Origin of the sequence: Rhodococcus sp. UFZ-B548 (genome assembly GCF_903819475.1) — a bacterium.
GTDB lineage: Bacteria > Actinomycetota > Actinomycetes > Mycobacteriales > Mycobacteriaceae > Rhodococcus_F > Rhodococcus_F erythropolis.
Genome location: NZ_CAIJDS010000003.1, coordinates 97,898 through 111,025 on the forward strand (window position 1 = coordinate 97,898; position 13,128 = coordinate 111,025).

The 13,128-nt window shown below is 63.7% G+C and carries 9 protein-coding genes; 1 reads left to right on the forward strand and 8 read right to left on the reverse strand.

The features are described 5' to 3' along the window. The 5 genes from H7C86_RS05095 to H7C86_RS05115 all read right to left on the reverse strand — a co-directional run bounded on the left by H7C86_RS05095 (position 1) and on the right by H7C86_RS05115 (position 6,862). Entirely contained in the window at positions 1-1,503 is a 1,503-nt protein-coding gene (locus H7C86_RS05095) for a DEAD/DEAH box helicase (RefSeq protein ID WP_020969621.1), read from the reverse strand. A gap of 62 nt (positions 1,504-1,565) precedes the next feature. Beyond that, on the reverse strand, positions 1,566-3,023 hold the full coding sequence (gndA, locus tag H7C86_RS05100; protein WP_007730904.1) for an NADP-dependent phosphogluconate dehydrogenase: 1,458 nt from the start codon (positions 3,021-3,023) through the stop codon (positions 1,566-1,568). 217 nt (positions 3,024-3,240) lie between these two features. Further along, positions 3,241-5,208 (reverse strand): DEAD/DEAH box helicase, encoded by a 1,968-nt coding sequence (locus H7C86_RS05105; protein WP_084325946.1) that lies wholly within the window; start codon positions 5,206-5,208, stop codon positions 3,241-3,243. 261 nt (positions 5,209-5,469) lie between these two features. Beyond that, positions 5,470-6,423, reverse strand: a complete 954-nt coding sequence (locus H7C86_RS05110) for a M56 family metallopeptidase (RefSeq protein WP_003944922.1) — start codon at positions 6,421-6,423, stop codon at positions 5,470-5,472. 25 nt (positions 6,424-6,448) lie between these two features. Continuing rightward, complete coding sequence (locus H7C86_RS05115) at positions 6,449-6,862, reverse strand: BlaI/MecI/CopY family transcriptional regulator (RefSeq protein ID WP_003944876.1); 414 nt, start codon at positions 6,860-6,862, stop codon at positions 6,449-6,451. 191 nt (positions 6,863-7,053) lie between these two features. Here H7C86_RS05115 and H7C86_RS05120 point away from each other — a divergent pair, with 191 nt between their 5' ends. Continuing rightward, positions 7,054-9,627: a bifunctional lysylphosphatidylglycerol flippase/synthetase MprF gene (locus H7C86_RS05120; protein ID WP_182261188.1), complete on the forward strand. Its 2,574-nt coding sequence runs from the start codon at positions 7,054-7,056 to the stop codon at positions 9,625-9,627. A 10-nt stretch (positions 9,628-9,637) separates the two neighbouring features. On the opposite strand, the gene H7C86_RS05125 is transcribed toward H7C86_RS05120, so the two are convergent. The 3 genes from H7C86_RS05125 to H7C86_RS05135 are packed head-to-tail and all read right to left on the reverse strand — an operon-like array spanning position 9,638 to position 13,034. Next, a complete protein-coding gene (locus tag H7C86_RS05125; RefSeq protein ID WP_020907760.1) occupies positions 9,638-10,489 on the reverse strand; it encodes an ABC transporter ATP-binding protein in 852 nt (283 codons plus the stop codon). After that, positions 10,486-11,577 (reverse strand): iron chelate uptake ABC transporter family permease subunit, encoded by a 1,092-nt coding sequence (locus H7C86_RS05130; protein WP_019748452.1) that lies wholly within the window; start codon positions 11,575-11,577, stop codon positions 10,486-10,488. The genes H7C86_RS05125 and H7C86_RS05130 overlap by 4 nt, the downstream gene beginning before the upstream one ends. Next, on the reverse strand, positions 11,574-13,034 hold the full coding sequence (locus tag H7C86_RS05135; protein WP_019748453.1) for an iron ABC transporter permease: 1,461 nt from the start codon (positions 13,032-13,034) through the stop codon (positions 11,574-11,576). Before H7C86_RS05135 ends, H7C86_RS05130 begins: the two co-directional genes overlap by 4 nt. Positions 13,035-13,128: the final 94 nt, after the last annotated feature.

Consider the following 13,128-nt stretch of genomic DNA (forward strand, 5'->3'; position numbering starts at 1 on the left):
TCAGTGTGCGCGCTTGCCCGCCCGATTTCCGGCAGACGGCTTTCCTGCGCCGGGTGCGCCGCGACGCGGGGTCAAGCCCTTGGACGCCAGACGCTCCGAACGGGTCGGGACCGGAGTGCCGTCCGCACGGATCTTCTTCACACTCTTCGGATCGGTGACGCGCCGCGAGGAAGCCGCGCGCTTGTCTCCGTCCTTCTTCATCCGGCCTCCGGCAGCGGTCCGGCCTGCAGTGTCGTGTTCCTGACGGCCGCGCTTGGCGGTGTGCTTGACGGCGACCGTCGTATCGGGAGCTTCGACCGGTATTCCCGTCGGCTCCATCGCGCCGGTGATGCGCGTGAGCTCCAGATCGTCAGGACGAACCCGCACGCCGTGAACCTTGATACCTGCCTGCTTGGTCAACTTCTCGACCGAATCACGTTCTTCGTCGGTGACGATGGTGACGACGACGCCCGATTCCCCGGCGCGTGCTGTCCGGCCGGCCCGGTGCAGGTAGTCCTTCGCCTCCGCCGGGGGATCGACGTGAACGACGAGCGTCACGTCGTCGACATGGATTCCGCGCGCGGCGACATCGGTGGCGACCAGGACCGGTGTCGTCCCGTCGGAGAACGACGCGAGGGTCTTGGTCCGGTTGTTCTGCGTCTTGCCGCCGTGCAGGGCGCCGGCCGAGACACCGATCAAATGTAGTTGCTGCGCAAGACGATCCACACCGTGCTTGGTCTTGACGAACATGATGGTCCGCCCCGCCCGTGAACCGATATGTGCGACAACGGATCTCTTGTCGTCGCGGTCGACGAAGAGCAGGTGATGCTCCATGGTCGAGACGGTGGCAACCGGGGGAGCAGTCGAGTGCGACGCCGGATTGCGCAGGTAACCCGCGACCAGATCGTCGACCTTGCCGTCGAGTGTTGCCGAGAAGAGAAGGCGCTGACCGTCTTTCGGTGTCGTGTCGAGAATCTTCGCAACCTCGTCGATGAAACCCATGTCTGCCATGTGGTCGGCTTCGTCGATGGTCGTGATCACGACGTCGTCGAGAATCACCGACTTCTGCTCGAGTAGGTCGAGTAGGCGCCCTGGGGTCGCGATCAGCAGATCGACGCCGCGTGCAAGGATGTCGGCCTGACGCTTGATCGGAACGCCACCGACCGCATTTGCCACACGCAAACCGATCTCGGTAGCAGCGTCGTCGAGTGCCTTGTGGATCTGGATCGCCAGCTCACGGGTGGGAGCGAGCACCAAACCGCGCGGACGATTCCGCTTGCTCGCCCCGCCCTTGAGGCGCACCAGCATCGGAAGCCCGAAGGCCAGAGTCTTTCCGGAACCCGTCGCGCCGCGCCCGAGGACATCGCGGCCGGCAAGGACATCGGGGATGGTTGCCGACTGAATGGGGAAGGGGGCATCGATGCCGCTTCGGCGCAACGCGTGCACCATCACGGCGGGGATTCCGAGGTCGACGAACGAACGCCCTTCGGTCGAGGTGGGCGAGTCGATCGTCGATTCCTGCATTTGTCCAGGCTACCGGGTATCGGTAGACGCAGATGACCGCATCTACCGATACCCGCTGTGAATCAGGCCTCGATTTCGCTGCGGTCACCGCTCCACAGTGTGTGGAACTTGCCCGGCTTGTCGATGCGCTCGTAGGTGTGCGCGCCGAAGAAGTCGCGCTGCCCCTGAGTCAGGGCGGCCGGCAGACGCTCCGCGCGGAGACCGTCGTAGTACGAGAGCGAAGACGCGAACGCCGGTACCGGAATGCCGAGCATCGTCGCGGTGGCGACCACACGGCGCCAGCTGTCGATGCCTGCCTCGATGGCCTCACGGAAGTACGGCGCCAGAATCAAGCTCGGCAGGCTCGGATCCGCGTCGAACGCGTCCTTGATGCGGTTGAGGAACTGCGCACGGATGATGCAGCCACCGCGCCAGATCGTCGCCAGGTCGGCAGGCTTGAGGTTCCAGTCGTACTCGGCGCTGCCGGCAGCGATCTGATCGAAGCCCTGCGCGTACGCCACGATCTTCGACGCGTACAGCGCGGCCTGGATGTCGGCGGCGAACTGCTCGGCGTCAGCAGGCTTGTCGCCGAGAGAGCCGGCGGCCAGACCCTGCGCCTGAGCTGCGGCGCGCTGATTGCGGCTACCGGACAGTGCGCGAGCGAAAACGGCCTCGGCGATACCGGTGACCGGCACGCCCAGATCCAGAGCGGACTTGACCGTCCAGCGGCCCGTGCCCTTCTGCTCGGCAGCGTCGACGATGACGTCGACCAACGGCTTGCCCGTCTCGGCGTCGACCTGGCGGAGCACCTCGGCGGTGATCTCGATCAAGTAGGACTCGAGCGTGCCCTTGTTCCACTCGGTGAAGACGTCTGCGACCTGACCGGCGTCGTAACCGAGTGCGTCGCGGAAGAGGTTGTACGCCTCGCCGATGAGCTGCATGTCGGCGTACTCGATGCCGTTGTGCACCATCTTGACGAAGTGACCGCTGCCGTCGGGGCCGATGTGCGTGCAGCACGGGGTGCCGTCGACGTGAGCGGAGATGGACTCGAGAAGCGGGCCGAGAGCCTCGTAGGACTCCTTCGGGCCGCCGGGCATGATCGACGGACCGTTGAGTGCGCCTTCTTCGCCACCGGAGATACCAGCGCCGACGAAGTGCAGACCGCGGGCGCGGATCGCTGCTTCACGACGGATCGTGTCGGTGTAGAGCGAGTTGCCACCGTCGATGATGATGTCGCCGGGCTCCATGGCGTTCGCGAGCTCTTCGATCACGGCGTCGGTCGGGGCACCGGCCTTGACCATGATCAGGACGCGTCGCGGCTTCTGCAGTGCGGCAACAAACTCCTCGACGGTCTCGGTGCGCACGAAATCGCCCTCGGAACCATGCTCGGCGATCAGGGCATCGGTCTTCGCGATGCTGCGGTTGTGCAGGGCAACGGTGTGACCGTGGCGGGCGAAATTGCGGGCAATATTCGAACCCATGACGGCCAGGCCGGTGACGCCGATCTGAGCTCGGGGTGATTCGGTGCTAGTGGTTGACATACTTACAGCTTTCCCTCTCGGTCCGCGGCTGTGAAATCCTGCGCTGTGCGCAGCCGAAAACGGTGCGGCCGCGACGCGCGTGAACATCAGACCGTGCATACAAAACACGGATGCAGATCACTTTAATTGCAGTGACCTGCATCCGTCTCGATACAGCTTCCGGCACAGCCGGAAGGTTCTCAGTGTTCAGTTGTCGAGCCGCAGCTCAGCGCAGGTATTACCGCTGATCGCGCTTCGGGCCGTCGAATCCGTCATAGCTACGACGGTCGGTGCGGCTGCGGAAGCCGCCACCGCTGGTCGAGGCTGCACGGTTGTCGCCGCCGTCGCGGTTGCCCTGGTATCCACCGGAAGAGCGGTTGCCCTGGTATCCGGTCGAGGGGCGGCTGTCGCGATCGCCGTACGAGCGCGTGTTGTCGCGGTTGCCCTGGTAGCCACCACCGGACGAACGGTTGCCCTGGTATCCGCCGCGGCTCTCGCCGTCACGGCTTCCCTGGTATCCACCCGAAGAGCGGTTGCCCTGGTAACCCGTCGACGGGCGGCTGTCGCGGTCTCCGTAGGACGGACGGCTGTCACGGTTGCCCTGGTAACCACCGCTGGAGCGATCACCCTGGTATCCACCGGAAGAGCGGTTGCCCTGGTATCCGCCGCGGCTCTCGCCGTCGCGGCTTCCCTGGTATCCACCGGAAGAGCGGTTGCCCTGGTATCCGGTCGAGGGGCGGCTGTCGCGGTTGCCCTGGTAACCACCGCTGGAGCGATCACCCTGGTATCCGCCGCGGCTCTCACCGTCACGGTTGCCCTGGTATCCACCCGAAGAGCGGTTGCCCTGGTAGCCGCCGGAAGAGCGGTTGCCCTGGTAGCCGCCACGACTTCCGCCACGATCACCGAAGGAACGCTCGCCACGAGAAGAGCTCTCGCGCAAGGGTTCTCCGGTCGGCTTCTTGGCGCCGGTGATGCGAGCAAGTTCAGCAGAACCCGGGGTGACGGCAACGGCTGCGGCATTGACGCCGGCCATTCCGGTCAGACGCTTGAACTGACGCTTCTGGTTCGGCAGCACGATGGCGACAACGGTACCCTTCTCGCCGGCGCGAGCGGTACGACCAGCGCGGTGCAGGTAGTCCTTGTGGTCGGCCGGGGGATCGACGTGAACGACGAGGTCGATGCCGTCGACGTGGATACCGCGCGCTGCAACGTCCGTTGCGACGAGGACCGGGGTGCGGCCGTTCTTGAAACGCTCGAGGACGCGGGTGCGCTGGTTCTGTGCCTTGCCGCCGTGAAGCGACTCGGCAGCGATGCCGACTGCGCGGAGGCGATCGGTGATTCCCTCGCAACCGAGCTTGGTGCGGGCGAACATGATGGTGCGTCCGTCACGGGCACCGATCTCGGCGAGGACGGAATCCTTCTGCCCACGATCGACGAGGAGGACGTAGTGCTCCATCGTGTCGACGCTTGCGCGGCCGTCTTCGGTGGAGTGGGTGACGTGGTTGGCCAGGAACTGACGAACCAGCGACTGGACCTCACGGTCGAGGGTTGCCGAGAACAGCAGACGCTGTCCGTCTGCGGGGGTCTCGCCGAGGATCGAGCGAACCTCGGGCAGGAAGCCCATGTCCGCCATCTGATCGGCTTCGTCGAGTGCGGTGATTTCCACCGAGTCGAGGATGCAGGTGCCCTGACGCAGGTGATCGCCCAGGCGACCCGGCGTTGCGACGAGGACGTCTACGCCGCGGCGAAGCTGATCGACCTGCTTGGCGAACGGCGTTCCACCGACAGCGGGACGAACCGTGAGTCCGAGTGCGCCGGCGTAGGAGTTGAGGGAGTCGACCACCTGGAAAGCAAGCTCACGGGTGGGGACGAGCACGAGTGCGCGGGGACGCTTTGCGGCCGGGCGATCTTCGTGGCGTGAGAGGCGGGTCAGCATCGGCAGGCCGAAGGCGAGGGTCTTACCCGATCCGGTCTGTGCGCGGCCGAGAACGTTGGTTCCGGCGAGCGCGTCCGGGATGGACTGCGCCTGGATGGGGGACGGGACGGTGATGGAGTTGCGCGCCAATGCGGCAACAAGCTGCTCGGGCAGGCCGATCTCGGCGAAGGTGATACCCGGCTCGGTGGCGACTGCTTCTTCGGCAGCGGGGGTGTTGACGGTGGGGTCTTCGATGTTCTCGGAAGACGACATTTGGACAGCGTTGGTCACGCGGAAACCTCTCCGGACTACGGGCACGTCGCGGAGCGGAAGAAGCCATGCTGAAATACACGACACAGTTCGCAAAGGGACGAGCCAGGGCACATGTCACCTGGCAATCCGAACGCATACTGCGGGGAATTGGGCTGTGTGCCGTTATATGTTGACGGACCACGATGGTGGCCGAGGTCCACTCTACGCCACCGGGGACACCGAAGTCAGGTAGCCCCGCCTGTGACCTGCACTACTACACGGGGTTGCGCAGGTCAAGACTCAGTAAGCGTTGAAAAGCAGTCGAAGTTCGGTGAGCCAGGGCACAGCCACCGCAACCGTGGGAACAACGAGAATCGCGACCGCCCCGAGATACGCAAAAACTGCGATGCGGGGATCTGCATCGTCGGCCGAGAGGCGCTGCACTCGGATGAGCGTCGACGGGCCGCCCGCTGCCATCGCTCCGCGGGGTGCCGTCGATCCGGCACACGCGACAAGTGCCCGCGCGAGGGGAGTGGGACCGGTAGCCCGCACAGCTGAATCGTCGGCGAGCAACTCCACCAGCAGTTGTACCGATCCCAGAGCCGACTTGCTACGGACGAAACGGGGGAACGCGTGGTTGACGGCCGTGAAAGCCTCGAGGACCAGATCGTGACGAGCTCGCAGGTGTGAACGCTCGTGCGTCAGAATTGCTTTGACCTCGGCATGATCGAGGTTCTGCAGAGTGCCTTGACTGAGAACCACGCGTTGGCGCAGACCTGGCAGGCAGTATGCGATCGGTTCGTCCACGTCCAGCACCCGCAGATCGGGTGTGCGTTCCACCGACGCGGGCATGGCGCAGTCGTCGAGAAGGTCCACCAACACGCGGTGACGTGCACGGCGACGTCGGGTTCTCACAGCGACCTGGATTATCGAGAAGATCAGCTTCGCGCCGATCAGAAGCGTCAGGGCAAAAACAACCACGTACAGAATCCACAGCGGGAGCCCGAGTGCATCGATTTCGGCGGTCGGGGCCGTCGTCGGCCTACCGTCAGCGCCGGGAACGAGCAGCTGGCTGGCAATGGCCAGGCCCGAGCTGAATGCCGACAGCACCGCAGCAATTGCGACGGCTTGCCACAGAACCAACGCCGCGCGTGGAGCGCGGTAAGGCCACGTGGAGCGGCTCAGGAGTGCGGGAACCGGACCGGCCAGCAACAAGGCAAGCAGTCCGAAAACCAGTGCAGTAGTGGCGTTCATGTCCTACACATCATGCACGACGAAATCAGTTCGGCCTAGAAATTCCGGGCTGCGCAGCCTTTTTCGCGGACTCGCGCACCTCGAGGGCAGCGAGCGCTTCGCGAAGAGCATCGGCTTCGTCAGCATTGACCTGTCCCACGAAGTGGACGAGTGCCGCAGCGCGACCGCCGGACTCCGGAGCCTGGGCCAGAGCGTCGACCATCAGGCTCGCGACCAGTTCTTCGCGCTTGTTGACGGGAAGATAGCGATGGGCGCGATCGTCACGCTGCTGAATCACCAGATGCTTCTTCGCCAGGCGCTGCAGAACGGTCATTACCGTCGTGTACGCCAATTCGCGATGTGTCGCGAGTGCTTCATGCACCTGTCGCACAGTTTGCGGTTCCGATGTGGACCACAAATGATCCATCACCGCGCGTTCGAGTTCACCTAGACCTGCCATTCTTCGATTCTACGGACTTCCACGACGAAATACGTACTACTGGTAGTAGTAACCGCCTCGGTGGGGGTGTGGTATTGGCCATAGTGATCTGCGTGACGGTTACGGTGGTGTGAGACGACCAAAGTCCCGACAATGACGATGCCCGATAATTGCAAGCCAACAGTCGATCCGCAGAAAGTAGCCGCACGTAGATGACGATCGACAGTTCGCCGGGCACCGAAGAATCGACATCACGGGCGCGGGTAGTCACGCAGAAAGCTGCCGGCATCATCCGTTTCGGCATTCGCGACGCACCCTTGACCGTCGTCCTACTTCTCACCATGTGGATACTGGGCGCCGTAACCGGCAGCATCGTTCACGGACCGTCCCGCGATCTCGAGCACACGATCGGTGCGGGAATGGGCTCGATCCAGCACGGACATGTCTGGATTCCACTGAGCTCCGCGCTGTGGGCAGGAAACCTGCTCGGGTACATCGGCGCGAGCGTGCTCCTGATTGCGGTCGCTGCACCCCTCGAACGGCGGATGGGAACGATCAAGCTGGCGATCGCCGGCGCAAGCACTCAAATCTTGGGAGTTCTGCTCGGGCTCGGCTGGGCATCCTTCGTGAAAGTGTTCGACTCCAATTGGGGGTTCCGCCTCCATGTCGGCTCCGCTGTCGGCGCGAGCGCGTGGATCGTCGGCGCCGCGATGGCCGCCAGCTCGAACATGGGGACATTGTGGCGTCGCCGCATCCGCGTCGGAACCCTGGCTTTGACCATCACCTTGGCCCTGTTCAGTGGTCAGCTGCAAGATGTCATCCGATTCTTTGCCGCTGTGGTGGGTTTGGTCATCGGACAGTGGATCGTCGGACGATCGGCTCGCGGTGAACGCATCGCCGGGACACAGCGAGAGGGCCGCGTCCTGGTCGCCATCGTCGTCGCGGCAAGTGCGATCGGCCCGATGATCGCCGCGCTGTCCCCACAGGCGGTTGGCCCACTCGCCGTACTCCGCGATCTCTTCCGTGGTGTTCCCTGGACTGTCGCAGAAGTACGTGAGCTGTGCGCCGAATCCGCGTCGGATCCGGACTGCCGACGCGGCCTCCTCGAGCTGAGACTCTCGGGGATCGGGCCGACTCTGCTCTCGTTGATGCCGTCGATTTTTGTGCTGGTGTTGAGCGATGGGCTCCGTCGTGGCCGCAGATTCGCCTGGATTGCGACTGTCTGTGCTCAGGTCGTCTTACTCGTCCTCTCGATCGGGAACTTCGTCATCAGGTTCGTCGACGCAGTCGACAGCGACAGCTTGTTCTACGGAATCAGCGATCCGAACGTGTATCGAACTCTGGTGCCGTTCCTGACACCGCTCTTCGTGCTGATCCTGCTGATCGCCACACGTCGATACTTCGACGTCGCGGCCCCGGCCAAGACGTATCGACGTCTCGGTGCTGCGATCGTGACCTTGCTCGCGGTCCTCGCCGTGATCTACGTCGGCGGCGGAATGCTCGCCAGGCACGGGTTCGACCGCGAGCCCACGGTCACGTTGCTGCTCGCGGACTTCCCACAGCGCCTTGTACCGCCGGTGTACCTGCAGTTGATCGACCCGCGCCTGCTTCCCGTGGACATCGAGTCGACGTTGCTCTTCGAGTGGACCGGCGTCGTGTTCTGGGGCGTTGCCGCCGTGTTGGTATTCGTGAGTTTCCTCAAGCCGGTCAAGACCGCCGATCCCAAAGCCGCCGAACGAGCGCGATCCATGTTGATCGCCGGTACCGGCAGCCCGTTGTCGTGGATGACGACGTGGAAGGGGAACACGTACTGGTTCAGCGCGGACGGTTCGAGTTACGTCGCGTATCGCGTCATCGCCGGCGTTGCTCTCACCACCGGTGATCCGGTCGGTCCTCCAGATCGCATGCGCGCAGCGATCGAGGGGTTCGCCGAGTTCGCGTCGTCGAACGGTTGGATTCCCTGCTTCTATTCCGTGACCGACGACGCCCGAACCATCACCGATTCGATGGGCTGGAGCGGTCTACAGGTCGCCGAGGAAACCGTGCTCGACCTGGGACAAGTCGCGTTCACAGGAAAGCGGTTCCAGGACGTGCGCACAGCACTGAACCGGGCGAAGAAGTCCGGTATCACCGCCGAGTGGATTTCCTTCCCTCATGCACCTCTCGCGATCAAGGATCAGATAGTAGCGATCTCGGAGGAGTGGGTAGCGGACAAGGGGATGCCCGAGATGGGATTCACCCTCGGCGGACTCGACGAGGTCGACGACGAACAAGTGCGATGCCTGATCGCGGTCGACGAGGATCGCACCGTGCACGGTGTCACGTCGTGGCTACCGGTGTACCGCGACGGCAAAGTCGTCGGGTGGACACTCGACTTCATGAGGCGACGCTCCGAAGGGTTCCGTCCCGCGATGGAGTTCCTCATCGCTTCCGCTGCACTGAAATTGGAGGAGGAGGGCGTCGAGTTCCTCAGTCTGTCCGGTGCACCGCTGGCAACAATCGCCGGTGACTCCGAGAGGAATGCGAACGAACCGGAGGCCACGACTTTCTCGGCGATGATGGACAGCGTGCTCGACCTACTCGGTCGCACCCTTGAACCGGTGTACGGATTTCGATCGCTGCTGGCCTTCAAATCGAAGTTCCAGCCGCGGTACGTGCCGATGCACATGACATTCGCCGATCCAGCCGCGTTGCCGAGCATCGGCAACGCGGTCGGACGGGCATACCTGCCGACCGTGACGATCGGTCAGGGATTCAAACTCGTTCGGACGATTCTGGGTCGCTGATTCGCGATCGTCACGCAGGCTTTGCCGGCCCGCCGACGGCGCCGAACACGTGCCGGGTTCCGATCGGAACGATCAGCGGCCGATCCGAGACGGGATCGTCGATGACCGCGGCTTCGAGACCGAACACCTCGAGCAGAAGTTCCGCGGAAATGATGTCCTTGGGGACACCAGAAGCGACGACGGCGCCGTCGCGCATCACGATCAGATGATCGCTGTATCTGACCGCGAGATTGAGGTCGTGCAGAACCATCACCACGGTGCGCCCCATTTCCTCGTGGAGTTGATCCACCAGGTCGAGGACTTCCATCGAGTGTGCGAGGTCCAGATAGGTAGTCGGTTCGTCGAGAAGCAGGATGTCGGTTCCCTGGGCGAGAGCCATCGAGATCCAGGCTCGCTGACGCTGACCGCCGGACAATTGATCGACGGGCCGATCGGCGAGATCCGAGACACCGGTCAGCTCGAGCGCTTCGGCGACCTCGCCCTCGTCGTCCGCGGACCACTGCCTGATCCACGACTGGTGCGGGTGGCGCCCACGTGAGACCAAATCGGCGACGGTGAGCCCTTCCGGCGCAACCGGAGTCTGGGGGAGCATTCCGAGCACCCGCGCGACTTCCTTGGTCTTCATCGAACTGATCGCCTTGCCGTCGAGGATGACCGATCCACCCTTTGGCTTGAGCAGACGACCGAGCGCGCGCAAGAGCGTCGACTTGCCGCAACCGTTGGGTCCGATGACCGTCGTGATCACGCCGGTGGGGATCTCGAGATCGAGTCCGTCGACGATGATGCGATCCCCGTACCCGAGCGTCAGATTCTGCGCGACGAGACGCGAAGGAGCATCGGTGGACTGGGCGATGGTGGTCATGCTGTGACCTTCCGATTGTTACGAACCAACAGGTAGAGCAGGAACGGGCCGCCCAGTGCGGAAGTCACGATTCCGACGGGGAGTTCCACAGGCAGAATTGTTCGAGCGATGACGTCGCTGCCTACCACCAGTACAGCACCGGTCAGCGCGGAAGCCACGATGGGCGGGCCGGCGGAGCGCACCAGACGCATGGCGACCTGTGGCGCAGCCAGGGCGACAAAGCCGACCGGACCTGCTGCTGCGGTCGCGATGGCGGCCAGTGCCACGGCGGAAAGCAACAACTTGGCCTGTGATGATTGCAAGCGAACACCGAGTGAGGTTGCGTTGTCGTCGCCCAACCGCAGTGCTCCCATGGTGAACGATGCGATCACCGCGTAGCCGCCGACTACTGCGACGGCGATTGCGACCGGCCACATCTGATTCCAGGTGGCACCGTTGAGTGAACCGTTGAGCCACACCTGTGCACGAGAAGCGTCGTTGATGTCCGCCGAGATGAGGAGCCATCCCGTCGCTGCCACCAGCATGGCGTTGATGCCGATACCGATCAGGATGAGGCGGAACCCCTCGACGCCCTTGCGCCACGCCAAGGCGTAGATCACCACTGCTGTCAGTAGGCCGCCGCAGAGCGCAGCCAACGGAATCCCCAGTGTGGCAAGCAGTCCCACGAACGAGCCACCCCCGCCGAGTACGATGAGTGCCACTGCGGCGGCACTCGATCCAGCCGTGATTCCGAGGATGTCGGGGCTGGCGAGGGCATTGCGCGCAATCGTCTGGGTGACCGCACCGGCAATGCCGAGTGCCATACCGATGAAGAGCGCGGTGAGCGACCGAGGAAGTCGAAGGTCGAAGACGATCAGGTTCTGTGTCTTGCTGCCATTGCCGAGCAGGACCGAAATGACATCGGGGATCGAGATCGGATAGTCGCCCCGCCCGATGTTGATGCAAAGCAGAAGGAACAGCGCAACTGCGAGGGCAATGCTCACCGACACCGCGAGTGGGCGGTAGACCAGCGAGAATCCACCGAGGCGGATCGACTTACGTGAGGGGACGGTCCGGGGGAGTACCCGGAGTTCCTGCTTGAGCGTCACAGACTTGCCAACTTCCTGCGGCGTACGAGAGCGATGAAGAACGGAGCGCCGAACAGGGCCAAGATGATGCCGACCTGCAACTCACCAGGGCGCACGACCACGCGGCCGATGATGTCCGCGGTGATCAACATGACCGCGCCGAGTAAGCCCGCGTACGGGACCAGCCAGCGGTAGTCGGGTCCGGTGATGGCCCGGGCCACGTGAGGGACCACCAAACCGATGAACGCGATCGGACCACACGCCGCGGTGGCGGCGCCGGTCAGCAGGGTGATCGCGACGATGCCGAGTGTGCGACTGAACGCGATGTTAGTTCCCAGTGCTTTTGCGACGTCTTCACCCAGGCTGAGGACGTTGAGCCCCGGCGTACTTGCCAAGGCGATGACCAATCCGAGTATCAGGAACGGCAGGACCTGCCAGAGGACGTCGAACCCGCGACCGGACACCGACCCGACAACCCAGAAACGGTAGGCGTCCAGGCTCGTCTGGTCGAGGATTATCACGGCGTTGGTCATGGCTTGCAGGAAGAATGCGACGGCCGCGCCCGCCAGAGCCAGACTCAGAGGACTTGCGCCGCCGTTTCCGATGGAAGACAAGCCGAAAACGACGATGCTGGCGACGAAGGATCCTGCGAACGCGAACCAGAGGTATTGACTCGGTGCCGTAAAGCCGAAGAGGTAGATCGCCATGACCACGAAGAACGCTGCGCCTGCGTTGAGGCCGAGTAGACCGGCATCCGCCAACGGGTTGCGCGTGTGTCCCTGAATCAAGGCACCGGCGATACCGAGTGCAATTCCGACAACAAGACCCAAAATCGTTCGTGGGGCGCGCAACGTCCGCACGATGATGTCCGTTTGAGTTCCGTCCGAATTGAAGAGCGCGTGGAAGATCTCGGCGAACGTCAGTGGACGAGCACCCACCGCGATACTCGCGAGCATCACAAGCGCGAGCAGCACGGTGAGGACCGCGAGTCCGATCAGGCGGCGCCGGCGAGTTGCACCGACACTGTTGTCGCGTGCGAGTTCTTCGAAGCCCTCGTCGCGGGCCGTGCTTTCTCGGACCACCTCGATGCCGCTTCGGTCGAACGGTCTGCGCAGAGCCCGGCGGACACCGATGGGCTGTTTGGTGGTCGCGTCACGCGTGACCAGGCCAACCCATCCCTTCCCCGAGGTCCGACCGGTGGCCCCCTCACGGAATCCGAGGTTCCACACAAGGAGACCGACGGCGATCGCTATTGCTGTCCCGCCGAAGACTGCTCGATCGGCCTCGCCGCCACCGTTGTCGTCACGGAGCGACTGGACGATGTACCAGCCGACGATCAACGGAAGTAGGAACACCGCCGCGTCGAAAAGTCCAGCCAGGACACGCATTCGGACAGGAGCGGGGCCGCGCGGCACGATGCGCCGTCCGTACGTCTCGCTGGGTCCTCGGGGATGTCCGTTCCCGAGAGATTTGATCATCGTCACTGGCGGTTCGAGCTCCTGGTCTTGGTGCGCAGGGAATTCGCATCTTAGGTTACGGAACCCTATGCGGGTGCGCTTCCTGCGGGGGACG